Origin of the sequence: Tychonema sp. LEGE 06208 (assembly GCF_015207505.1) — a bacterium.
In the GTDB taxonomy this organism is placed as follows: Bacteria; Cyanobacteriota; Cyanobacteriia; order Cyanobacteriales; family Microcoleaceae; genus Microcoleus.
The window spans coordinates 40160-65079 of record NZ_JADEWT010000001.1; the positions used below are offsets into that span (position 1 = coordinate 40160).

Sequence of the window (24920 nt, forward strand, 5' to 3'; positions counted from 1 at the left end):
AGTCATTAGTCATTAGTCATCAGTAGTTATTTGTTATTTGTTATTTGTTATTTGTTATTTGTTATTTGTTATTTGTTATTTGTTATTGGTAACAACTGACAACTGACAACTGACAAATAACTACTGACAACTGGCAACTGCTTTCCGTACAACGTCATCAGGAAGATGGAAGAAGAAGGAAAGATAGAAAGAAGAAGAAGAAGAATAAAGAAGAAATACACACTAACCTTTTGATCCATACATATTGTATGTTTAATTAAGTGGATTTACTTACAATCAATAAACAAAAGACGGAAACCAACATCCCTCCGGCGGCTGGTAGTCGCCAACGGCCATCACCGCCATCGGTTTGACGGCGCGTAGCCCTTCTTTCAAGCACCAGCGAAACAAACTTGCATATCTCAGCGGCAAGTGGAAAGCCAGCACATCTTCGGAAGTGTACGCAGCAGCCCCCAAGAGCAAAGCCTGCATATCTGCCTCGGTGTGGGCGACGCTGTGGCCCAAAGCTGATACCGCACAAGTATAAGCGACAATCCGACCTTGCTGGCAAGCAACGAAGGGGGAAAAGTGATTCAGGGCGTATTCTATCTCGGAAGTTCGATCGCACCCGCATACTTTTTCGCACAAAGCCTGACATTCGCCCACATCCTCAGCAGTCAGCGGCCGCACCTCAAACCCATATTGCGGTTGGCTGCGAAACTTCCCCTCTATTAGCACGAAAGGTTCTTTCACCTCAAAACCCAGAGAAGCGTACAGCGACAGCGCAGCCATGTTGAAAGATTCTTGCACCAAACGGATGCCCTCTGCGTCTTTTCCCGGTTCCAGCAAGGCTTTCATGATTTCTCGTCCCGCGCCGCGGCGTTGAAAAGCGCTTGCGACACTGACGGGCCCAATACCGCGAATCGGGTTGCGTTCGTCCATAAAACCGCAGCCGACAACCGCACCATCACTCTCAGCTACGATGCCGAAATACGAGGGATTTTCAATCCAAAACTGAGTGATTTCGGCAGCCAACTCTACCGTCATAAAATCTGTGTGAGGGAAGAAATGGCGATCGGAAATATCTTTAAAAGCTTCATAATTAATGCGAGCGCAAATATCGATATCACTTGGTGTTGCTCGCCTGATTGCGACATTCATTTTTAATTAATGATTAAGTTTTAATTATATTTGAAGTTAGCAGCAGTTGGGCGCGGCCCGTTGCTGTCAGATCAACCCTAAAGTTATTAAAAAATATTGCTTCGATCGGAGTCTCGATGGGAGCATCTCCTGCATTGGGAAAAAGCCTTTTTTTATTATAATGCTGTCCCCGCTTGCTTGTAGAACCAAGCGATCGAGGACAGCACTACAAAGCAAAACTGAGACTCTCCAGTCTCTATCGCCCTCAATTACCAAAAAAAATGGGGAGGAAAGAGAATACTCTTCTCCTTTTTGTTTGGGGGGCCTGCGGGCGATCGGTCTTAACTGAGCTTTTGGGGCCTTATTACCTTTTCAAGCTCAGCGATTGGCTCAAAACCTAAACTTCGTAGGTTTTCTTACCGGTGAACTTCACCTTAATCGGATTAGGGTTGCTGCCGATATTGCGGTCAATCTTACCGACGTAGGGACGACCTTCGTTCACCTTCTCGGGGAACACGCCATCCTTGGGATGCAGGTACTCATTAGAACCGTCGGGAAATACGCGGTAGATTTTGTAGTTCGAGATTTTGAATTTCGCCCGCAGTTGCTGGCCGCCCAAAGCGATGCACTGCTCCTTCCGGGGCAGATACAGCAAGTTGTCGCCTTGACGCATAATCGCAGCGCCACCTGTAGGCATTTCAAACACCTGCTCCTTGGGGCTAGTCCAAGTGATAGCATACTTCTCTTCAACTAGCGCCTTGGTCAGCAAGCCGCCGGTGCTGCCGCCGAAGATTGGGGGTTGTCCAGTCAGTTCTTCTGCCATAGATATATCCAAAGGATTTTACGGCATCCTATCATCCAGACTGCGCGCTGTTCTCAAAATTGTAAGGAAAGTTAACAGTTTTTGGGCGATCGATCTTTTCTGATAATTGCTAATTAGTATTTGATAATTGATAATTAGTAATTTTTGCCAAACTTAGAAAACATAATTATCAAATACAAATCCCCCAAATAATAGCTCAATAAAAATGCAATGCTTCGGGTGTTTGTAGCGCACCCAAAGCATCGCATATTCCCCCAGTTTTCTCTGTGCGGGCGATCGCACCATTTACTGCACCAAGCCTAAGTCAAGAACCAATGAGGGTCATAACCGCGCGGAATTTGACTCAAAGCAGTCCAAGTTTCTCGGTTGACAACCCCGTCGGCCTCAATCCCAAAGCTTTTTTGAAATGCGCGAACAGCGTTCTCTGTCAAAGTAGAAAATTGGCCGTCAATTTCACCACTGTAGTGCTGGGAAAGCCTCAAAACTTCCTGAACAGTAGCGACTGCTTCCCCAGAACTGCCGAATCTGAGTACCGGCATATTAACCGGAGATTGAGTATCAAGGGCCTGCCAAGTAAGCGGCCCGACAATACCGTCCGGCGGCAAGAAAACCCGAAACTGATACAGTTTCACAGCAAATTCCACTGCTTTGTCAAAAATTCCTTTCGCAGGCTGCCGGTAAACGCGCAGCTTGGTTAGCAGTTGTTCTAGTTCCAACACGGCTTTACCTTGAGAACCTAATTGCAGTTGCGGGTGGTTGGCGATAGCTTCGGTAGAATTCATCCGAGTTTTAAGTGACATAATAAATTTCGTAACCTTTAGGTTTGACTATTCTGTTTGTAAAAAAGTTTTTCCGGGCGAAACATTTGCATCCTCAAGTTTTGGCGAATCAATACTGGCGATGGCAGTGTCTCAACCGATTCGATCGACTTTTAGCATCTCATATCAAATCCTCTCTTCATCGGAATAGTAAATTCACTGTTGACTGTTGACTGTTTACAGTTAACAGTTAACATCATGAGGAGTGGAACCGGAATTGATATCACATCATGTCTGGTAGATTACCGCAACAAAAACGGTTTGTAGTACGCCCGCAATTCCCCACGCGCGATCGCATTTTATTGTGGTTGATCGAACAAACGCGATATCAAGATTTGTGCGCCTTCCAACTTCATTCTCGCCAGCATCGCTAGGGCTACACCCGAAATTTTGCCTAAACACCGGGTTTAACAAAGCCAGCGCGTCCTGAATCTGCTTCTATACTTTCGATCCTAAACATAGACACCGCGCCTGCGGCATCACCTGAAAGGTGTATTTCATAGGGTGAGGGTTGAGGGTGAGAAGGCTAGAGGAGGAGGCTGGTTCGGCGCTGAAAACTTTTTTGTGTTAAGCTGCATCGGGCGATCGATCGAGTTAGTCGATCGACACCTACGCACCTAAAACTGAGAAACCCAGTTTTTAAGCAAATCTGCTCAATCTTTGCCGCCGCATCCTACAAAAAGAGTTTTGATATAAGTAATTTCCGCAGCCGTCACTAAAAAACGACAGTTTACATCTCAGTAAATTCTCCAGCTTACAACCACCTATCAACCTGATTTTTTATGCAGGTAAAGCAGTCCCGCTCGACTTCGATAAAAACACAATCTTTCTGCGATTGCTTTCCTTTTCCTCGCAATCACAATCTATTTATTTACCCTAGGGCTTTTATTATTAATTTTTAATAAACTTAATTTACAGCGATCGGCGCGATGTTGTAAGATTTAATGTAAAGCCTGCAACACTTACACAACAACAATGAAAAATCCAGAGCGGCAATTTCCCGATCGCTCGATTTATTAGAAATCTCCAGAACAGCATTTAAAGAACAGCCTCGAAGAGCCTGATTTACAACCATTCTTGGAGAAGTCTATTTAAACAATCCCAGACGCACGCGGGGTCAAAAACCCGGTTTCTGCGTCAAGTATCTCTCGGAATTATCGACTATTTTTCGTAGAAATCGGTTGGTTTTACGTCCGGGAATATAAAAAAATACCTGTAAATACGTAAGTAATTTTTAAATTTGGCGATCGATATATCTTTCAAACCTGCTTGTTTGCGGCCAGGCGATCGCCCGCCGTTCATCTTGGATCGAGATGTCAAATTCTAGAATAAGAACTTAATTATAAACTGGGAAGGATCGACTATGCTACCAGCTTCGGAAATTTCGGGTTACAACTTACAAGAACTCATTCACCAAGGAACTAACACAGTTATTTACCGAGCAGTATCGACAGCCGAGAAACAGTTAGTCATTCTCAAGATTTTAAAAATTGACTATCCTACCCTCGAACAGATTGCCAGGTTCAAACACGAATATCATATCGCCAAACATCTCGATTCTCAGTATGTCATCAAAATTTTTCGACTCGAAACGCATCAAAATTACTTAGTATTAGTATTAGAAGATATTGGAGGAATCTCCCTCAAACAATGGATAAACACCCTAGGCGATCGGCTAAAATGTGCCGCAGGACAAACAAATAGTCCACCAGCGAGTGCCACCAATTACCAATTATCCCTTGTCGATTTTTTTAACACAGTCGTGCCCATCACCAAAGCTTTGATATTTCTGCATGAAAATCAAGTCATTCACAAAGACATTAAACCTGAGAACATTATCATCAATCCCCACACCAAGCAAATAAAAGTTGCTGATTTTAGCATCGCTTCGTGGTTAAGAAAAGAACAAACAGACTTAAAAAATCCCGATCGCCTAGAAGGAACCCTGGCCTATATGTCGCCAGAACAAACAGGGCGGATGAACCGCCCTCTAGACTACCGCAGCGATTTCTACTCTCTAGGTGTCACCTTTTACGAACTGCTGACAGGACAATTACCATTTACCAGTACCGATACATTAGAAATTGTACACTGTCACATTGCCAAACAACCCCTTCCCATACAACAATTCAACCCACAAATTCCCCCGGTTTTGACCCAAATTGTGGCAAAACTCATGGCAAAAAATGCTGAAGACAGGTATCAAACAGCTACAGGATTGTTAGCAGATTTAGAACGCTGCCAAAATCAAATCGAGAAGTTAGGGACAATTGTTAACTTTATTCCCGGACAAGTCGATACCCTCAGTCAGTTGTCAATTCCTCAGAAACTCTACGGACGAGAAACGCAAATAGCACAACTATTACAAGTGTACAGTCGCGTCAGCAACGGCCGCAGTGAAATTGTCATAGTAAGCGGCTACTCCGGCATCGGCAAATCTGCATTAGTCCATGAAATTATCCCGAATTTAACGCGGCAGCGCGCCTACTTTACCTCTAGTAAATTTGACCAATTCAAGCGAAATATTCCCTATGCTTGTCTCACTCAAGCTATGCGTAACTTAGTCAAGCAAATTTTGATGGAAACCCCAACTCAGCTAGCAGAATGGCGAAAACATTTACTCAACGCTTTGCAAAAAAATGCCAGAGTTGCGATCGATGCCGTCCCGGAATTACAACTAATTTTGGGCGAGCAGCCAGACGTACCAAAACTTGGTTTAGTTGAATCTCAAAACCGCTTCTACCGAGTGATTCAGCAGTTATTTCAAGCAATTGCCACTGCGGAACATCCCTTAGTAATGTTTCTCGATGACTGTCAGTGGATGGATGCTGGAACAATCAATTTATACCAAAAAAATACCTTTGGTAAAAACCCTTACTTTCTGCTGATTCTTGCTTATCGAGATAATGAAGTAAGCCCGACGCATCCGTTTATGCTGGCTACTGAAGTAATTGGGGAAACAGGAATTCCGACGACCAAGATTCGGCTGCAACCCTTAGCAATTTACGATGTAAACCGATTGGTTTCGGAAACCTTAAAATGCGACGGCAAACAAGCCGCCGATTTTGCCAAATTACTGCTAGCAAAAACTAATGGCAACCCATTTTTCGTCAAGCAACTATTGAAATCATTGTATTATGAAAAACTGCTAGTGTTTAACGCAATCTGCGGCGAATGGGAGTGGGATATTCAAAAAATTAAAGAGCAAAATATTTCGGAAAATGTAGTCAACTTAATGATTAAAAAAATTCAAAATTTGTCAGATCCAACTCAGAGAATTTTACAGTTGGCAGCTTGTACAGACAATGAATTTAGTTTAGATATATTGTCAGTATTGAGCGAACAATCTTTGACTCAAACAGCACAAGATTTATGGGAAGCATTGGAAGTAGGGTTGATTTTGCCTCTAGGTTGTGGCTATCGATTACCGCAAGTATTTGAGCAGCAGGAATTAAATAATTTGGAAAAAATAGCCGACAAAGCGCGCTATAAATTTTTACACGATCGGGTTCAACAAGCCGCCTACGTGATGATTTCTGATTCGCAAAAACAATCGGTGCACTGGAAGCTGGGACGTTTGTTGTTAACCTTAAGCAATGAAGCCCAACGCCAAAAACAGATTTTTTATATTGTCAATCATTTGAACTTGGCTCGCGGGTTGATTGTGGATGTTGAAGAACTTTATGAATTAGCAGCATTAAATTTACAAGCAGGGAAAACTGCCAAAGCTGCTTCGGCTTTTGAAGATGCACTTACTTTTTTTCAAGCTGGGTGCGACTGTTTGCCGGTGTCAAGTTGGCAAGATAATTATGCCTTGAGTTTGAGGCTACATTTAGAACTGGGTGAAGCGGAATATTTGAATGGCAAAAATGATGCAGCTTTAGCTATTTTTGACAGGATTTTACCCCAATCTCAGACTTTGTTGGAACGGTGTTCGATCGCAGAATTAAAAATAATTTGTCTGCGGATGAAGAATGATTTATCTGCTGCTTATCAGTTAGGGATTGAAGCCTTAAATTCTTTGGGGATTGATATTGAGCCGTACCCGGATGATGATTTTCTAGCCAGTGAATTAGCCGAGACGAAGAGGATGATTGGCGGCTCGATCGATCGATTGGCATATTTACCAGAACTTACCGATCCGCTAAAACTGGCAGCTCACCGGATTTTGAAAGAACTTTTCCCGATCGCCTATTTTACCAGTCCCAACGCTCAATATCTCTGCGCGATGAAGTTTGTGCAAACGAGCATACTGTACGGAAATTCCCAATTTTCCGCCTTTGCTTACACTTTGTACGCCTTTACTTTGGTCAACAAATATCGCGAAATTAAGGCTGGTAGCAGCGCCGGAAAACTCTCACTCAACCTCTACGAACGCTGGGATAATAAAGAGTTAGGTGCTGGTATTTTCCATATGTGGGGGGCTTTAACTTTACATTACATGAAATATATTGATGAGTGCAAGCCTTTTATACTAAAAGCTTTCAGTAGCGGTTTAGAAACAGGTGCTTATCAGTGGTCGGGATACGCTTCGGTTAATTATCTTTGGATCGGCTTTTTTGGCAACGAATCTTTGACTAAATCTACGGAAATTGCTGATAAATTTATTCCCGTGCTCTCAAAGGTCGATCGCAATATGTTAGCTTATCACTTGCTGACCAAAAATGCGATCGCCCAACTCACCACCCCAGCAGCAACCGCCCCAGAACCGGAAACCTTCATCGACGAACAGCAGCTTTTAGCATTCGCTAATTCCTCTGCCGATCTTACCACTGCTTTTGTAATTTATCTTTACAAACTCACCCTAGCTAATTGGTTTGGTGAGGTCGATCGGGCATTAGAATATGCCCTCGCAGGTGCAGAATTTTTGAAAGGTGGCGCAGGACATTTTGTCAATCCCGTTTTTTGCTTCCATCACGCGATCGCCCTAGCTGCTGCTTGCACAACAGCCAACGATATCGAGTCCAAGCTCTACCGAAAACAGCTCAAGATTAGTCGAGACCAATTTCGAGATTTTGCAGAGCATTCCCCTGCAAATTACCTGCACAAATATTCATTAATTCAGGCAGAAATCGCGAGGTTGTCAGGAGACAGCTACACAGCAGCACAACATTACGATCGCGCGATCGCCTCCGCGCTCAAACATGGCTTCGTCCAAAATGCTGCCCTCGCCAATGAATTAGCTTCCCGATTTTATCTAGCAGAAAATCGTTACAATCTCGCTAAAATATATCTCAATGACGCTCGCTTTTGCTATCTAGAGTGGGGTGCAACTGCCAAAGTCGATCGACTAGAAAAATTTTATCTCGATTGGTTTAACAAAATCAGCGATGCTCCGACAACGATAACTAGAACTGCAAGTACAGCCGCTGATGTCAATATTTTTGACTTAAAAACAGTAATTAAAGCCTCCCAGGCTATTTCTAGCGAAATTGTCTTAGAAAAATTGTTAAAAAAACTGCTGCATATTATTTTAGAAAATGCGGGAGCCCAAACCGGCTGCATTCTTTTAGAACGAGACGGGTACTTGTTTGTTGAAGTGTCGGATAGCGATCGGCCCGATTATGCAATATTTGAAGAATTGCACCAAATCCAAAACAACTGCCAAGTTCCTATTTCCCTCATTAATTACGTCGCTAGAACTCAGGAACCGCTGGTGCTAATCGATGCAGCTAAAGAAACACTTTACCACTTTGATACCTACATTCAAAATTATCAACCAAAGTCGGTTTTGTGCGCGCCAATAGTCTATCAAGGAAAGTCGATCGGTATAGTTTATTTAGAAAATAACTTCGTGCCCGGAGCCTTCACCCAAGAAGGGTTAAAACTTTTGGAAATGTTGACCGCACAAGCAGCAATTGCCATTGCAAATGCGCGCTTGTACGCTAGCGAACAAAATCAATCCCGCCAATTAGCTGAATCCCTAGAAAATTTACAACAATCCCAAGTCGAACTCGCCCAAAAAGAAGAAGAGTACCGCAGTATTTTTGAGAGTGTAGCAGACGGACTTACCTTAGTAGATTTGGAAACCGGAAAATTTGCGGCAGTAAACCCGATAGCGTGCGAAATGTACGGTTATTCTGGGGAGGAATTTTTGAGCTTGAGTCCCCTCGATGTCCAGCACCCAAATTACGTACATCTGTTCGATGAGTTTATCGCAACCATCATCTCGCGCCAAGAATTTTATTGTCAAACTGTGGTGCTGCGAAAAGACGGTACAGAATTCGATCTTGAGATAAGAGCCAAGTTTTTTGAATACAAAGGGAAACCCCATGCTTTGTCAATTGGTCGCGATATCAGTCACCGCAAGCAAGCGGAACAAGCTTTGCAAACATCAGAAACTCAACTGAGAGAGAAAGCTGAAAATTTAGAAAACATATTGATGGAACTGCAAAAAACTCAGGCGCAATTAGTTCAAACTGAAAAAATCTCGCAACTCGGACAACTGGTTGCTGGAGTTGCTCACGAAGTGAACAATCCTATTGGCTTTATTTCTGGGAACTTGCACTACGTCCAAGAATATATTGCTGATTTAATTAATTTGGTGAATCTTTATCAAGAAAAATTTCCCGAACCGGGAACAGAAATTGAACAGGAAATTGAATCGATAGAGCTAGAGTATTTATTAGCTGATTTGCCCAAAACTGCGGAGTCAATGAAGATGGGAATCGATCGCATCCGCGACATTATGCAATCTCTACGCAACTATTCCCGCACCGACACTCTGCACAAAAGAGCAGTTGATATCCACGAAGGCCTGGAAACTACTTTAATGATTTTGTCTCACCGGCTCAAGGCGAAAAACAACAGGCCGGCTATTAAAGTTATTAAACATTACGGTGATTTACCAAAATTAGAATGCCATCCCGGACAACTCAATCAAGTATTTATGAATTTGATTGCTAATGCGATCGATGCTTTTGAAGAAGCTAACGCGGGAAAAACTTACGCTGAAATTGAAGAAAATCCGAATACAATTCTAATTTCTACGGCGGTAGTTTGCGAGAAAGAACCGGAAATAATTGACAAGATTGTGATTCGGATTGCTGACAACGGGCTGGGAATGCCGGAAGCTGTAAGAAAAAAATTGTTTACGCCGTTTTTTACAACGAAAGTAGAAGGTAAAGGTACGGGATTGGGACTGTCTATTTGCTATCAGATAGTGACTGAAAAACATGGGGGAACTTTGGAATGTTTGTCTTCGCTAGAATCGGGGACAGAGTTTACGATTGGTATTCCGATGTAGGGGAGTCATTGGTCATTAGTCAGTAGTCAGTAGTCAGTAGTCAGTAGTCAGTAGTCAGTAGTCAGTAGTCAGTAGTCAGTAGTCAGTAGTCAGTAGTCATTGGTCAGTAGTCATTGGTCATTAGTCATTGGTCATTGGTCATTGGTCATTAGTCATATCAAATCCTCTCTTCATCGGAATAGTAAATTCACTGTTGACTGTTGACTGTTAACAGTTAACAGTTAACAGTTAACATCACCAGGAGTGCAATCGGAATTGATATCATCAGTTATTATCGTTGAATTACGCATCACAAAAATGCTCAAACCTTTTTTATTATGGTCTATCGAGCGGCGAAAATTTGTCAATTGATTCTAAACAATTGGAATAGTAAAGTGAAATTCGCTTCCTCGGTCTTTTCCTGGGGAATCTGCCCAAATTTTACCGCCCCAGCCGGCGACAATCTGCTTGCAAATTGCCAATCCCAAACCGGTACCGCCGGCGCTGCGCCGCAATGCTCCTTCTTCTTGATAAAATCGATCGAACACTACTTTCAAACTATTAGCCTCGATTCCCCGCCCCGTATCGGCGACCAGCACTTCCACCATCGCAGAACCGTTGCATTTGGCTCTGATGGTGACGCTTCCCTTCGCTGTGGTGAATTTACAGGCGTTGTCTAGGAGTTTGGACAGCACCTCCACTAACCACTCGCCGTCTGCTTGGACTAATGGCAATTCTGCGGATACTTCGGTGATAATTTCCGGTAACTGTCGATCGAGTCCGCCGCGCGATCGCACGCTGCTGAGGGCCAAGTCCACACATTCTTGCAGCGTCAGCGATTCTACATTCCATTTAACTTGTCCGCTTTCTAGGTTAGAAAGAGTTAAAAAATCTTGGACAAGTTTACGCATTCGATCGGCATCTCCGAGGGCTGTTTCTAACATGATTGTTCGCAATTCTTGGGGCATATCTGGCTCGGAGTTCAAACTTTCCAGACATACTTGAATCGTCGATAGCGGAGTGCGGAGTTCGTGTCCGGTGATGGCTATGAGATTGCTGCGAGTGCGGTCTAATGCTTCTAATTGTTGGTTGAGTTCTTCTAAATTAGCGTAGGTTTCTGCTTGAATTAAGGCTGCTCCGAGCTGGGTGGCGATCGCCTCTACTAAAGCAATTTCGTCTTCTTCCCAAGGCGAAGTCGATCGGCACTGGTGCATTTCCACCATGCCCAAAACCCGCCCATGATAAAGCACCGGCACCATCAACCAAGAGACTATCTGCCAATTTTTGACAATTTTGCCCAAATATTTTGTATTGAGAATCAGCGGGTGTTCTGCTGTGTCTTGGATGTAAACTCGCTCTTGCCGCGCTACCGCGTCGCTCCATATTGGATTTTCCTGTAGCGGCCAAGTCTGATTTAATAGAGAACTAGCACCCAGGCGCAAAAACTCGCGATCGATTTTGACCGACACATCTGCGGCTTTGCAGCGATAAATCAAACAGCGGCTGGCTGACAAAGCTGTTCCCAGTTCTTGCACTGCGACTTCGACGATTTCTTGCGGGTTGAGAGACTGCCGCATTGCCGTTGTAATTAAGTTTATGAGGCGTTCTTTGCGTTCCTGGGCGGCGATCGCGCTGTATGCTTTCAGCAGTTTGTGCTGGCCTGATTGCAAATAGGTTACTAAGCGTTTGGTAAAAGCGTCGCTCAATTTGGGATTGGGAACTCTTGAGTTTTTTGGCGCGCTTTTTTCTGGTTTGGTGGCTTGGGAAGTCGCGGATTTCCTGTTTTTTTTGGTGTTTTTTCCCAGCTTGTAAGTTGTACGCGCTCGATCGATCTTTTCGGCCAATTCCGGGCGATATTTGACAATGCGATCGAGCAACAATTCGGCAGCTTTGCAGCTTACCTCCCTGTCGAACGTCCAAACTCCCTCAAATCTGCGACCTTGATCCATCAACAGCGGGCCGCGATCGTCCTGATTCTCGATCGGCACAATTTTTTCTTGACAAATCAGACAAGTTGAGTAGTGTTGTCCCAGCACTACTAAGTGCCACTCTTGACTTAATGTGTCCTCCGGTGCAAACGCCACAGTTTCGTAATGTTCCGAGGAATTTTTAAACTCAGTTTCCGGTGCTGCTAGCACGTATACCTGAGAAGATAGAGCGGCAATTCGCCGATAGCGGTGAGCTTCCTGCAGGTAGAAGCGTTCTCGCTGAAAACTAGCAATCACTAGCGGTTCGTCGTCGGAGCCAGTCAAAACCAAGTCTTCCATCGCGTGAGACAGCGCTGTCATGGAAGATTTGAAATAAATTTGTGCCCGCAGTGGGGGCAAAGCTTGCAGAAGTTCTGCCAGTAGCGAAATAGGGACGATCATCTAGCTTTAAACGTGCATTTTTGCCGTTGACAAAACTGGAAAGGGATCGACCGTAAGTTGAGATCGATATTTTTCCAGTATCTCTCAAAAGTCGCTACAAATTGGCCGTTAGCGAGAAACTAACGGCCAATTATTTTTTTCAGTACCAGCGACTCTGAGTATAAATGCTGCGACTGCGATTAAATTAGCGTCGTTCGCCCCCTTCGTCGCTGCCGCCGGGAGATGATTTGTAGAGAGCATCTAATTGTTCGCGGGCATCTTGGACAGTCAGCGAACGCATCACTAACAGCGGCTCGTTGACAACGTTTCCGTATTCGTCTAACAGTTCTGGATGGGGTACAGCTTGAGAGCGAGGATAGGATGCGGAGCCATGATTTGCCCTGAATTGTTGGGGGCGCTGGGACTCCATACCTACCGTGACAAGACTGCGGATTAAGTTACCGACTGCCAGAAAGGCCAGAACAGTGAAAGCTAAAATATAAAGCAGGTGTAACATGATATTTTCCTCCCGGCTAAACAGCCGCACAGCAGTTTACAAACGTGTTTCAGCAAGTAATAACTTATTAACTGGAAATCTGTTGGAACTTTTCAAATCGGCCGCGACATTTCCTCTTGTTTGGGATTTAACAACAAGTTTAACTTGAACTCGCTTCCTTATTTTTCACGGGGAGCTGACTGCGACGAACGAAAGCGAGCCGATACTTGCCAGCATTCGGCGAGCAGTCTGTGCCACGGCATCAGTGCTGCGGTTTCAATTGCAACTTGACCTCCGGTTGCTTGAAATAGAGCTCTAGCGGCGCCTACTTCTTGCTGAGCCTGTTTGACTCGCGCCAGCAAGTCGGATTGATCCTCGCCGCTCAGAAAGGGAATTTCCTCAGTTTCTAAGAGAGTGGTCGATCGCTCGAACCAGTATTTAAAATCCTCTAACAGCGGTTCCAGTAGGGATTTGAGCAACTCTGATTCCGGCAAATTGGAATTAAGCATGAATAAAAATTGGGTTATCTACTTATTCTAACCTTAAACGTGCTTTACAATCAGTAACATATTATTAACAATAATTCAAGGATTTAAAAAAACTAGCAGGTGGGCTTGATACTCCCCACTGATGAATCAGGGGGATTCTTGAATGAATCCGAAAACTCTCAAAGGCGTTATCAAAGCACCTCTAGACGCTCAAAACAACTACCAGTATAAAAGGTATTGCAATTGCGCTTACTTTTGAATTGTTTGCTTTCATAATCCATCACTTTCGCCAGATAGGTACGCTTCACATTCTGCCGTTACTTGTCAGTTAAACAGGCTTACTACTCCTTAAGGAGTGTGGTGGCTCACTGTGCCGGGATTTCTCCGATACTAGAATGTTTCAACACGTAGATGGTTTTTTTACTTACAACCTCATCATAACAAAACCTTTCAATGAGTTGCGTAAATAAATGTTGAAGGCGGTTGAAACCGCTACCGAGTTCCTCCCCATGTCGTTAGCCCGGGGCTTCCCTCTCGTTTTTTGGTGAATAAACTTAACCGTGCCAGGAGCAATTTTTGAGTCAAAATCCCAAAATTATGGGAAATATTGGCTCAGACAGCGTGTATATAGCTGAAGGCTCTGTTATACAGAAAACAACAAAAGCAACAGTTTCAAAATTAAGAAAGTCCACAGGTATCAACTTACGTCAAACGTAGTACAGGTATGCTGTCTGACGATTAGGCCGCAGATCCCCCCTAGCCCCCCTTCTTAAGGGGGGAACCGGAAACGACGATCAAAGTCCCCCTTCTTAAGGGGGATTTAGGGGGATCTAGACTCAGCTAAAAGCGAGATTTTTGAAGTGTTCTAGCCTGAAGTTGACACCAATAGCCTCAGCCGGAAGTCAGCGCTTGCTGTCCCAATCTGAGTAAGATAGAAGCAACTACAACTCTCATTAATTGCTAAATTCAGCCGATGTCTAGCTCAGAATCCATGAACGCTCCAGAAGAGTCCGTTAAAATTCAGTTGCCCCGCACCAGCGAGTCGGAGCAACTAAAAAAAATTCGCCACACCACATCTCACGTTATGGCGATGGCGGTACAGAAGTTATTTCCCAAGGCTCAAGTAACAATCGGCCCTTGGATTGAAAACGGTTTCTATTACGATTTTGACAGCCCGGAACCTTTTACCGAAAAGGATCTCAAGGCAATTAAAAAAGAAATGATCAAAATCATCAACCGCAAATTGCCTGTAACTCGGGAAGAAGTCAGCCGCGAGGAAGCAGAACGCAGAATTAAGGAGATTAATGAACCTTACAAATTAGAAATTTTGGATGGTTTGATCGAACCGATTACTCTTTACCATTTGGGTGACGAATGGTGGGATTTGTGCGCTGGGCCCCATTTGGATAATACCAGTGAAATCAACGGAAGGGCGATCGAGCTAGAAAGTCTCGCCGGAGCATACTGGCGCGGCGACGAAACCAAAGCTCAGTTGCAGCGCATTTACGGCACAGCTTGGGAAACACCCGAACAGCTAGAAGCTTACAAGCACCGCAAAGAAGAAGCCCTAAGACGAGATCACCGCAAATTAGGCAAAGAATTAGGCTTATTTATTTTTGCCGATGCGGTAGGCCCCGGTTTGCCTTTGTGGACACCCAAAGGCACTATTTTGAGAAGTATTCTAGAAGATTACTTGAAACAAGAACAAATCAAGCGCGGCTACTTGCAAGTTGTGACACCCCACATCGCCAGAGTCGATTTGTTCAAAATTTCTGGACATTGGCAGAAATACAAAGAAGATATGTTTCCGCTGATGGCTGAAGATGCAGAAGCGGCAGCCAACGAACAGGGTTTTGTCATGAAACCTATGAACTGCCCTTTTCACATTCAAATTTACAAAAGCGAACTGCGTTCCTATCGCGAATTGCCGATGCGCTTAGCCGAATTCGGCACAGTTTACCGCTACGAACAATCGGGAGAATTGGGCGGTTTAACCAGGGTACGCGGCTTTACTGTGGATGATTCCCACTTATTTGTAACGCCGGAACAGTTGGATGCTGAATTTTTGAGCGTGGTGGATTTGATTCTGTCAGTGTTCAAGAGTTTGCAACTGAAGAATTTTAAGGCGCGTTTGAGTTTCCGCGATCCAGAAAACCCAGAGAAATATATCGGTTCCGATGAAGCTTGGGAAAAGGCGCAAGGTGCAATCCGCCGCGCGGTGGAAACTTTGGGAATGAATTATTTTGAGGGAATTGGGGAAGCGGCTTTTTACGGCCCGAAACTCGATTTCATTTTCCAAGATGTGTTGGATAGAGAATGGCAATTAGGAACTGTTCAGGTAGATTACAATTTGCCAGAACGTTTTGATTTGCAATACGTTGCTGAAGACGGCACTCGCCAGCGTCCGGTGATGATTCACCGCGCTCCTTTCGGTTCTTTGGAGCGCTTGATCGGGATTTTGATCGAACAGTACGCGGGGGATTTTCCGCTGTGGTTAGCGCCGGTTCAGGTGCGGTTGTTGCCTGTGAGCGCGGAGTTTTTGCCGTTTGCGAAGGAAGTTGCGGCGAAGATGCAGGCGCTAAATATTCGGGCTGAAGCTGATGAGAATAGCGAGCGTTTGGGCAAGTTGATTCGCAATGCTGAGAAGGATAAAATTCCGGTGATGAGTGTTGTGGGTGCGAAGGAGGTTGAGTCGAATAGTTTGAATATTCGGACTCGTGCTTCTGGGGAGTTGGGGGCGATTTCGGTTGATGAAGTTATTGGGAGGTTGCAGAGGGCGATTAGCAGTTACGGCGATTTTTAGGGGAGTTTTTTAACCGCAGATGCACGGGGATTAACGCAGATGATAGTTTGATATTGTCTGCGTTTTTCTAATCTGTTTGCTAAAATGATAGTAATCAACGGGAGGTACGATTATGCCTAATCCATTTCCGGGGATGAATCCCTATTTAGAAAGTCCTGACTTTTGGCGGGCGGTTCACAATCGGTTAATAGTTGCGATCGCAGATTTTTTGACTCCGCAACTGCTGCCTAAGTATTTAGTGGACATCGAACAAAGAATTTATCAAATCAGCGGGGAAGATGCTTTATTGGTCGGTATTCCCGATGTGGCCGTGCAACGATCGCCAATTCCAGCAACTTCTAGCACTGGAAATGTTGCTGTCATGTCGCCGCCTGTGACTGCTTTGAGAGTGAGAGTGCCTACAACGGTGGAAGTTAGAGAAAGTTATTTGCAGGTAATAGAACAGGAAACTAAGAAAGTAGTTACAGTAATAGAAGTGCTTTCGCCGACGAACAAGCGCGGCAAAGGGCGGGAGATGTATGAGGAAAAACGGTATAAGGTGTTCGGAAGTCGATCGCACTTAGTGGAAATTGACTTGCTGCGAAGTTACCAACCTTTGCCTGTTTTTGGGAATGATATTGAGGGAAGTTATCGGATTTTGGTGAGTCGGGGAGATTGTCGCCCCGTCGCTGATTTGTATTTGTTTAATCTACCGGATGCAATTCCGGCTTTTCCTTTGCCTTTGCGCGGAGGCGATGTGGAACCAATTGTAGATTTACAAGCGTTATTAAATGGGGTTTACGATCGCGCCGCCTATGATTTTAGAATAGATTATACCGCAGAACCCGTTCCCCCGCTGTCGGAAGCCGATACAGTTTGGGCTGATGGTTTGTTGCGGGAGAAAGGCTTAAGGGGTTAATTATGTGGAAAATTTCAACAATATATTACTATGCCTAATCCATTTCCGGGGATGAATCCCTATTTAGAAAGTCCTGACTTTTGGCCCCAAGTACATCACTTGCTAATTAGTAGCATTTTTGAATCATTAGTGCCGCAGTTGCTGCCAAGATATATCGTTGATATTGAAAAAAGAGTTTATGAGATTAGCGGGGAAAATTCCCTATTAGTGGGGATTCCTGATGTCACCGTGCAGCGCTCTCCAATTCAAACAAACCCTACTTCTTCTAATATCGCAGTTGCCGCACCACCTGTAACAGCTTTGAAAGTAAGAGTGCCAGTACCTGTCGAATTTAGGGAAGCCTATCTAGAGGTGCGAGATACAGAAACTAGGGAAGTTGTGACAGTGATTGAAGTGCTGTCACCCGCCAACAAGCGCCCTGGAAAAGGGCGAGAAATGTATGAACAAAAGCGAGAAAGGGTGTTTGGTAGTCGCACTCATCTGGTTGAGATTGACTTGCTGCGAAGTTACCAACCTCTGCCAGTTTTTGGTAACGATATTGAGGCAAGTTATCGAATTTTGGTAAGTCGGAGAGATTGTCGCCCTATGGCAGATTTGTACCTTTTCAATTTACCGGATATGATTCCTCAGTTTCCCTTGCCTTTGCGCGCGGGCGATGTGGAACCAATTGTAGATTTGCAGGCGTTGTTGAATACGGTGTACGATCGCGCCGCCTATGATTTTAGAATAGATTATACCGCAGAACCCGTTCCCCCGCTGTCGGAACCCGATGCTGTTTGGGCCGATTCTCTGTTGCGGGAGAGGGGATTGAGGGGATGATAACAGTGGCTGGACGCATCAAAATCTTCATAAACCGGGTTTTTTGCGGTTTTTGCGGGCTGTAACGTGTCTTCTGAGCAAAAACCAGGTTTCAAGCTACCCCTGCATAAGTCCTAAGTAGTTAAATCAACAAAAGTTAAATCAATGCCTAATCCATTTCCGGGGATGAATCCTTATTTAGAAAGCCCTGACTTTTGGCCAGAAGTACATAATCGGTTGATAGTGGCGATCGCAGATGCTTTGGTTCCGCAAGTGGTGCCAAAATATCGAGTGGCGATTGAAAAGCGTATTTATGAACTCAAGGGAGAACAATCTCTGTTAGTCGGAATGCCTGCTGATGTTTCTATCCTGTGCAATCCCGTTTCTCCAAATCCAAGTACATCGAATGTGGCTGTCGCTACACGAACTACTGAACCTTTGAAAATAAGATTGGCGATGTCTGAGGAGGTGAGAGAAGGGTATTTGGAGGTGATAGATATGGCAACTAAGGAAGTTGTGACGGTGATTGAAGTTCTTTCACCTGCTAATAAACGTCCGGGAAAAGGGCGCGAAATGTATGAGGAAAAGCGGGATAAGATATTCGGAAGTCGCACTAATTTTGTGGAGATTGATTTGTTGCGGGGTTGGGAACCTCTCCCGGTTTTGGACAATGATATTGCAGCTCATTATCGGATTTTGGTGAGTCGGAGCAATCAAAGACCTGGGGCGGATTTATACGTTTTTAATCTACAGGATGCGATTCCTTGTTTTCCTTTGCCTTTGCGCGGAGGCGATGTGGAACCAATTGTGGATTTGCAGGCGTTGTTGAATGAAGTTTACGATCGCGCCGCCTATGACATTACTCTCGATTATACGGCCCAGTTAATGCCTGCGCTGTCGGAAGCCGATGCTGTTTGGGGTGATTCTGGCGTTGCGGGAAACCAGCCTCCTGCCGTCTGAGACCTAAAAAATCCTACACAAAACGTTACATTTTTGTTACCATCGTGGCGAGTCTGTCTTCAGCAGCCCCTCTGTTAACCTTCTAAACTAACCGCTATGAGTCAACCTCCCTCCACAACTCCCGCCTCCGAAGAGCTCGCCGCCGAAACTCCGACAGCGCCGACAAACAATGCACCTCCACCGAGTTATGTCAAGCTGGCGATGCGGAATATGGTTCGCAAGCGCGCGACTTCTTTGTTTCATTTTGCTTTGACGGCGGCTGGACTTTTGGGCGTACTCGTCGGTTTGGCTTTTCTCGATCGCTATTTCAATTCTTAGAACACCGGGCGCTGGAAACCTCGTCGATACACACACTCACGCGCCTGTGCGGGTTCCATAGCGGGCCCTTTTGTCCGATCGCGCGATCGACCCGTTGCAATCTTCTACAGATTCCTGTAATCTGCCAGCTAAAAGCAAAAAGTCGATTAGCCTGCCCAATGTGAAATTGCCCAAAAATTGAATAAATTGCTTGACAAAAAATGCTGAAAATGCTAATTGAGGTGAACGTCGAAGACTGTTATGGGCTAGCCCGATCGTCCGCCGACGGTTCCAACCTCCCTGAAAGTGCAGCCAGCGGGGAAATTTCAACCGAAACTTGGGAAAATTGGTTTAGCGTTTGGCTGGAAAACCAAGAGGCGGATGTGCCATCCGCCCCAGGCTACGAAGTCAGCCTGCGTTTAACCGCCGATGCCGATATCCAAACCCTCAACGCCCAGTACCGCCAGCTCGATCGACCGACGGATGTACTAGCTTTTGCAGCTTTAGAGGTAGACTGTCCTCAACTAGAGGAAATGCAGTCCTCTGAACCCTTATACTTGGGTGATATCGTAATCTCGATCGATACGGCTCAGCGACAAGCCCAGCAGCAAGGACATCCGCTGAAAACCGAATTAGCTTGGCTCGCAGCCCACGGTTTTCTGCACCTTTTGGGCTGGGATCACCCGGATGAGGAGAGTCTGACTCAAATGCTAGACAGACAAGAAACACTGCTGCGGGCGATCGATATTGAGATCCAAACAGCATAGCTGAAGTTGATGGTTACTTAACCAATCACATCAAGCCCAACATAACTTTCTGAAATTACACCAAAACTTTAGTAAAAACTTAGGAAAGTTAACTAGACTTGATTAAGTAAATTTGAAAAGTCTAGCTTTCATTCATCTCTGTAACTTAAAGTTGGTTATTTATGACACTAGAGCGACCCTCTATTTCATCAAAAAACATTGCACACATTGCGATCGTGCCTCAAGACTCTTCGAGTGTGACAGACAACGAACCGAAAAAAGCCTTGAAATACAAGCGAGAACTGTCCTGGAAAATTGCATCAAGCTTAGCTACGAGTTTTAGATACGCTTGGGGTGGGCTGAGTTATGCTTTTGAAACTCAGCGAAATTTTCGGATTCACACTTTTATAGGCACTTTGGCGATCGGACTAGGGCTATATCTGCAACTGAAACCTGTAGAAATATCTGTGATCGGCGTCACCATTGGTATAGTTTTAGCAATGGAACTTTTGAATACGGCGATCGAATCGGTGGTAGACTTAACGGTCGGGCAATCTTACCACGAACTAGCCAAAATTGCCAAAGACTGCGCGGCCGGAGCAGTTCTGGTATCGGCAATGGCTGCGGCAATTGTTGCTGCTGCACTCCTGCTTCCTCCGTTGTGGGAAGTGCTTCAAATGGCGATCGTCCGTCAGTAACGCCATTTTCGATTTTCGCATTGAAGATTTTCAATGGGAAATGACTTATGACTATCATGTTTTGAAATTTGTCCGCAGTTGCATTCTTTTTTGAAACTGGTATAACTTATTGAGCGATAAAAATTTGAGGTTTGGGATGACCAAATTGAAGTTTTGAGTTTGATTCGTACATATTGCAGCTATTTAAATCTTGGTTGTATCTCTAAAAATTTCTAACTATTGCATTCAAACCGCCAGTCATATCAAATCCGGTTGTATCAGAATGATAACTAATAGGTGGTAAGATCGAATGAACCGCGAGGCACGCGAACGCGAAGTCAGAGAAATCAGAAGATGTACGTCCTTTCTAACGCACTACAAGCGTCTTCGCGATTCGATTCTTCCTAGACTACCGAACAGGATTTGATATCAATCTCCAACCAAAAATCTCTAACCAAAAATCCCAATTAACCAGTGATTATAGTCATCGATAACTACGACAGTTTTACCTACAATTTGGTACAGTATCTAGGAGAACTAGGTGCCGATTTGCCCGTGGCCAGCGAAGTTCAAGTCTATCGCAACGACCAAATCTCCTTAGCAGAAATTCGACAATTGCAGCCAGCAGCCGTAGTGATTTCTCCGGGGCCGGGGCGGCCGGAAGATGCGGGAATTTCTCTAGAATTAATCAAAGAATTGGGGCCGACTATGCCAATTTTGGGCGTGTGTCTCGGACATCAAAGTATCGGTCAAGTATTCGGCGGCAAAATTGTTTCTGCACCAGTGTTGATGCACGGCAAAACTTCTCAGGTAGAACACGCAGGAGTAGGAGTTTTTGTGGGAGTGGAATCGCCGATGGTTGCAACTCGTTATCACAGTTTGGTAATTGAAAAGCAGAGTTGTCCAGAGGTTTTGGAAATTACGGCTTGGGTTGAAGATGGCACGATTATGGGCGTGCGCCATCGGGAATATCCGCACATTGAAGGGGTGCAGTTTCACCCGGAAAGTATTTTGACTGCTTCGGGAAAGCAGTTATTGCGAAATTTCTTAGAAAGACTGTAAGAAGCAAGTACGTCCGCTTCTTTTGTAACGGATGTAAGGGATAGGAGGAAGCAGGAAGAAATCGCTGCGGTTCGCGCGTGCGATCCATATTGTAGTGCTGTCAGGGCGATCGCACACAATATAAATCTCAAACCTAAAATCTCAAATCGAAAATCGACTTACTGTGTTTTGTGGTATAACAACAGACGACCAACACCCGACAACCGCAACCACAAGATGAAACGGCGACAATTAATACGTTACGCACAGACGGGTTTGCTAGCCGCTATAGCAACTGGTTTACCATCTGGATGGGAAAGCTATCAAGCTCAAACTGCTGATTCTTTATCGGTTCAGTGGTTGGGCCACACTTGCTTTTTGTTCGCCGGTGGCGGTGCGAGGGTGCTGGTGAATCCTTTTCGCCCCCTGGGCTGTACGGCTGGCTATCGCTCTCCCAAAGTACCCACTGATTTGATTCTGATTAGCAGCAGATTGCTCGATGAAGGGGCGGTGGACGGATTTTCGGGCAATCCCGGCCTTTTGTACGAGCCTGGGGCTTATCGATCGAACGGGCTGAGGATTCAAGGGATTCGCACGGAAAAAGACCGGGAGGGCGGCAGGCGATTTGGGATCAATGTGGCTTGGCTCTGGCAGCAAGCCGGTATTAAGATTTTACACTTGGGTGGAGTTGCTGGCGCGATCGGCATTGAAGAACAAATCCTAATCGGGCGGCCGGATTTGGTGCTGATTCCCGTGGGCGGAGGGCCGAAATCTTACACTCCGGCGGAAGCAAAGCAAACTTTACAAATTCTCAAACCAAAGATGGTGATTCCCACGCATTACAAAACCCAAGCCGCCGATGCTGCTGCGTGCGATTTAGTGCCGCTAGATGACTTCTTGGCGCTGATGGATGGTACGCCGGTGCGCCGATTGAATAATGACACGATTTCGATTAAACCCGCTGACTTACCTCAAACTGGTTCGGTGATTGAGGTTTTGAGTTACCGATTTAGCACTTGACACTTTTTCGCTAAGTTTACGTTATATTAAGGGAGTTTTGGTGCGATCGAAAATCCCAGAAAATTTTCTCTATACGTTAGCCTTTTCAACCCTATCTTTTGTGGTAATTTGGCTAACACAAGTATTCATGTTCACTCTTTTATTCTCATAAGGAAATCTCAGCCCAATGAAAAATCAAAATGTACCTAGCTGGAGCCAAAAATTCACAGGTTTGGCAGGAGTAATCGGCGCTAGCGCGTTGATTGCTTTCCCGGCTTGGGCTCACATCAACTCTAATACAACTGTTGCTAATGCAACTCAAACTCAACAAGTTGCAGGAAATGTGAAAACTGCCGCAGCACCGACACCAATGGCCGCCACTAAGGATATTGTCGCTATTGCATCTGGTGACGCTCAATTCAAGACATTGACAAAGGCTTTGGGAGCAGCAGGTTTGGTGACAACTCTCAAAGGAAAAGGCCCTTTCACTGTTTTTGCACCGACAGACGCGGCTTTTGCTGCTTTGCCAAAAGGAACGTTGGATGATTTGCTCAAACCGGCCAACAAAGCCAAACTTACTAAGATTTTAACTTACCACGTTGTTCCTGGTTCAGTTTTATCTACTAGCCTGAAATCCGGCGATGTTAAAAGTGTTGAAGGCACCTCGCTGAAAGTAGCAGTTAGCGCAGGCAAAGTTACCGTCAGCGGCGCTAATGTTGTGAAAGCTGATATCAAAGCTAGCAACGGCGTTGTTCACGTAATTGACAAGGTTTTGATCCCCGCTGATGCGAAGTAAGACTAGCGGTTTTTGCATCTACAGCAATTAACTGATATCGGGTGAAATACAGGTATTTTGTAGGGACACAACAATGTTGTGTCCTTATTTTTATGGCACACAATGAACGCATTACCCCGGAAACGGCACTGCCGTTTCCCTACAGCAATTAACTGATATCGGGTGAAATACAGGTATTTTGTAGGGATACAACATTGTTGTGTCCTTATTTTTATGGCAGGCAATTCTGAATTGGTATAGATAAAGTTTTAGCTAGCTGCTGACACTGGCAAAAATGGCTGCCAACCTTTACCGCGATAGCCAAAATCGAAGATTTCGGGATGGATAATTTCTGCTAAAATTTCTAAGGAATCCACCAATCTCGGCCCTGGCCGGTTGAAGTAAGAATTGCCGTCAGTTATGTAAACTTTCCCGGCTTTGACTGCTTGCAAATCTTGCCATTCTGTGTATTGAGCCATCGGCATTGCTTCGCTGCGAGTGCGATTTAAATCAAAGCCGCAAGGCATAAAAATAATCACATCGGGATTAGCTTCAACCAGGGATTCCCATTGTAACCAAGGGGAATGTTCGCCTATAACCCCAAACAGCGAATTTCCTCCCGCCATTGCTACTAATTCGGGAATCCAATTTCCCGCAGCCATCAAAGGTTCAATCCATTCGATACAGGCTACTGTGGGTTTAACGGTTAATGTTTCGGTTTTTAAGATAATAACATCGATGCGGGATTCCAAAAGTGCGATCGTACTTTGAGCATCGACACCCAAAGCAGCAGCAACTCGCCCAATATCCGTCCAGATTTCTGCTAGCAAATTTGGCTGCAAAGAAATAATTTCCGGCTGGCTATTTACCAGCGTACTTACTGCTTGTTCAACCTCTGTCAGAGAACAAGCACAGACTTCACATTGAGCTTGAGTAATGATGTGAGTTGGCTGCAATTTTTCTAAAGTATCTATTTCTACTTTATAGACGCTGAGCGCATTTTGCAACAATTCTGTGACGCGGTTGTGAATTTCGCTGCTAGTTCCTTCGGGATTGAATTTAGGCTGAGTGCAAACAGGTAAATTCTGGATTTCTGCGGGATAGTCGCATTCGTGGGAACGGCCGACAATGGCATCGATTAATCCTAAAGCTGCTACAATTTCGGTGGCACTGGGAATTAGAGAGACAATTCTTAGTTGATTCATGAGGAAGTTATTGGTTATTGGTTATTGGTTATTGGTTATTGGTTGTTGGTTATTGGTTATTGGTTATTGGTTGTTGGTTGTTAGTTATTGGTTGTTGGTTATTGGTTGTTGGTTATTGGTTATTGGTTATTGGTCATATCGTTTCCGATAGCGTCGGAATTATATATTTTAATCATTGATAGTGCGATAGTCCCCGCTCGCTATCGACTTCGCGAGCGGGGACTATCGCACTATAGCCTTTCTCAAAAAAGTGAGGTATGCCCGGTTTGGCCGGTTTGGCCGGTTTGGCCGGTTTGGTCTATTCCCTATTCCCGACAGTACCTCATATGAGAGCTTGAAAGGCTATATATCATTCCAATGCTACCGGATTTGATATCATTAGCAAGAAGGAAGAAGGAAGTTAG

At 44.8% G+C, this 24920-nt stretch carries 21 protein-coding genes; 12 read left to right on the forward strand and 9 right to left on the reverse strand.

From position 1 onward, the window contains the following. Window positions 1–276 precede the first annotated feature (276 nt). From IQ263_RS00185 to IQ263_RS00195, 3 genes are all read right to left on the reverse strand, one after another. Complete coding sequence (locus tag IQ263_RS00185) at window positions 277–1140, reverse strand: GNAT family N-acetyltransferase (RefSeq protein WP_194065607.1); 864 nt, start codon at window positions 1138–1140, stop codon at window positions 277–279. Window positions 1141–1516: 376 nt separating this feature from the next. Further along, window positions 1517–1942: a photosystem I reaction center subunit II PsaD gene (gene psaD / locus IQ263_RS00190; RefSeq protein ID WP_194012030.1), complete on the reverse strand. Its 426-nt coding sequence runs from the start codon at window positions 1940–1942 to the stop codon at window positions 1517–1519. A 299-nt stretch (window positions 1943–2241) separates the two neighbouring features. Continuing rightward, window positions 2242–2742 carry a peptidoglycan-binding domain-containing protein gene (locus IQ263_RS00195; protein WP_194012031.1) on the reverse strand — a complete coding sequence of 167 codons (501 nt, stop codon included), beginning with the start codon at window positions 2740–2742 and terminating at the stop codon, window positions 2242–2244. A 248-nt stretch (window positions 2743–2990) separates the two neighbouring features. Here IQ263_RS00195 and IQ263_RS00200 point away from each other — a divergent pair, with 248 nt between their 5' ends. Beyond that, window positions 2991–3134 carry a hypothetical protein gene (locus IQ263_RS00200; RefSeq protein ID WP_194012032.1) on the forward strand — a complete coding sequence of 48 codons (144 nt, stop codon included), beginning with the start codon at window positions 2991–2993 and terminating at the stop codon, window positions 3132–3134. Window positions 3135–3921: 787 nt separating this feature from the next. Here IQ263_RS00200 and IQ263_RS00205 read toward each other — a convergent pair. Beyond that, a complete protein-coding gene (locus IQ263_RS00205; RefSeq protein WP_194065608.1) occupies window positions 3922–4080 on the reverse strand; it encodes a hypothetical protein in 159 nt (52 codons plus the stop codon). Between the two features lie 43 nt (window positions 4081–4123). Here IQ263_RS00205 and IQ263_RS00210 point away from each other — a divergent pair, with 43 nt between their 5' ends. Further along, a complete protein-coding gene (locus IQ263_RS00210; protein ID WP_194065609.1) occupies window positions 4124–10006 on the forward strand; it encodes an AAA family ATPase in 5883 nt (1960 codons plus the stop codon). Window positions 10007–10359: 353 nt separating this feature from the next. Here IQ263_RS00210 and IQ263_RS00215 read toward each other — a convergent pair whose 3' ends face one another. From IQ263_RS00215 to IQ263_RS00225, 3 genes are all read right to left on the reverse strand, one after another. Continuing rightward, window positions 10360–12354 carry a DICT sensory domain-containing protein gene (locus tag IQ263_RS00215; RefSeq protein WP_194065610.1) on the reverse strand — a complete coding sequence of 665 codons (1995 nt, stop codon included), beginning with the start codon at window positions 12352–12354 and terminating at the stop codon, window positions 10360–10362. Between the two features lie 184 nt (window positions 12355–12538). Next, window positions 12539–12850 (reverse strand): DUF2973 domain-containing protein, encoded by a 312-nt coding sequence (locus tag IQ263_RS00220; protein WP_194012206.1) that lies wholly within the window; start codon window positions 12848–12850, stop codon window positions 12539–12541. 158 nt (window positions 12851–13008) lie between these two features. Next, on the reverse strand, window positions 13009–13338 hold the full coding sequence (locus IQ263_RS00225) for a DUF2605 domain-containing protein (protein ID WP_194065611.1): 330 nt from the start codon (window positions 13336–13338) through the stop codon (window positions 13009–13011). A 952-nt stretch (window positions 13339–14290) separates the two neighbouring features. Here IQ263_RS00225 and thrS point away from each other — a divergent pair. From thrS to IQ263_RS00250, 5 genes are all read left to right on the forward strand, one after another. After that, window positions 14291–16120, forward strand: a complete 1830-nt coding sequence (thrS, locus tag IQ263_RS00230) for a threonine--tRNA ligase (protein WP_194065612.1) — start codon at window positions 14291–14293, stop codon at window positions 16118–16120. A gap of 112 nt (window positions 16121–16232) precedes the next feature. Next, entirely contained in the window at window positions 16233–17018 is a 786-nt protein-coding gene (locus IQ263_RS00235) for a DUF4058 family protein (RefSeq protein WP_194065613.1), read from the forward strand. A gap of 30 nt (window positions 17019–17048) precedes the next feature. Next, the gene (locus IQ263_RS00240) at window positions 17049–17837 is read left to right on the forward strand and encodes a DUF4058 family protein (protein WP_194065614.1); all 789 of its coding nucleotides are present in this window, start codon (window positions 17049–17051) and stop codon (window positions 17835–17837) included. Between the two features lie 144 nt (window positions 17838–17981). Further along, window positions 17982–18776 (forward strand): DUF4058 family protein, encoded by a 795-nt coding sequence (locus tag IQ263_RS00245; RefSeq protein WP_194065615.1) that lies wholly within the window; start codon window positions 17982–17984, stop codon window positions 18774–18776. A 96-nt stretch (window positions 18777–18872) separates the two neighbouring features. Then, window positions 18873–19094, forward strand: a complete 222-nt coding sequence (locus IQ263_RS00250; protein WP_194012213.1) for a DUF3285 domain-containing protein — start codon at window positions 18873–18875, stop codon at window positions 19092–19094. 36 nt (window positions 19095–19130) lie between these two features. Here IQ263_RS00250 and IQ263_RS00255 read toward each other — a convergent pair whose 3' ends face one another. Next, entirely contained in the window at window positions 19131–19268 is a 138-nt protein-coding gene (locus IQ263_RS00255; protein WP_194065616.1) for a hypothetical protein, read from the reverse strand. Window positions 19269–19303: 35 nt separating this feature from the next. On the opposite strand from IQ263_RS00255, the gene ybeY reads away from it, so the two are divergent. From ybeY to IQ263_RS00280, 5 genes are all read left to right on the forward strand, one after another. Continuing rightward, window positions 19304–19840 (forward strand): rRNA maturation RNase YbeY, encoded by a 537-nt coding sequence (gene ybeY / locus IQ263_RS00260; protein WP_194065711.1) that lies wholly within the window; start codon window positions 19304–19306, stop codon window positions 19838–19840. 161 nt (window positions 19841–20001) lie between these two features. After that, window positions 20002–20517 (forward strand): diacylglycerol kinase family protein, encoded by a 516-nt coding sequence (locus tag IQ263_RS00265; protein ID WP_194065617.1) that lies wholly within the window; start codon window positions 20002–20004, stop codon window positions 20515–20517. A gap of 453 nt (window positions 20518–20970) precedes the next feature. Further along, window positions 20971–21558: an anthranilate synthase component II gene (locus IQ263_RS00270; RefSeq protein WP_194065618.1), complete on the forward strand. Its 588-nt coding sequence runs from the start codon at window positions 20971–20973 to the stop codon at window positions 21556–21558. A 216-nt stretch (window positions 21559–21774) separates the two neighbouring features. Continuing rightward, complete coding sequence (locus IQ263_RS00275; protein ID WP_194065619.1) at window positions 21775–22557, forward strand: MBL fold metallo-hydrolase; 783 nt, start codon at window positions 21775–21777, stop codon at window positions 22555–22557. Window positions 22558–22723: 166 nt separating this feature from the next. Beyond that, complete coding sequence (locus tag IQ263_RS00280; RefSeq protein WP_194065620.1) at window positions 22724–23332, forward strand: fasciclin domain-containing protein; 609 nt, start codon at window positions 22724–22726, stop codon at window positions 23330–23332. Between the two features lie 248 nt (window positions 23333–23580). On the opposite strand, the gene IQ263_RS00285 is transcribed toward IQ263_RS00280, so the two are convergent. Continuing rightward, on the reverse strand, window positions 23581–24516 hold the full coding sequence (locus tag IQ263_RS00285) for a cobalamin-binding protein (RefSeq protein ID WP_194065621.1): 936 nt from the start codon (window positions 24514–24516) through the stop codon (window positions 23581–23583). Between the last annotated feature and the right edge of the window lie 404 nt (window positions 24517–24920).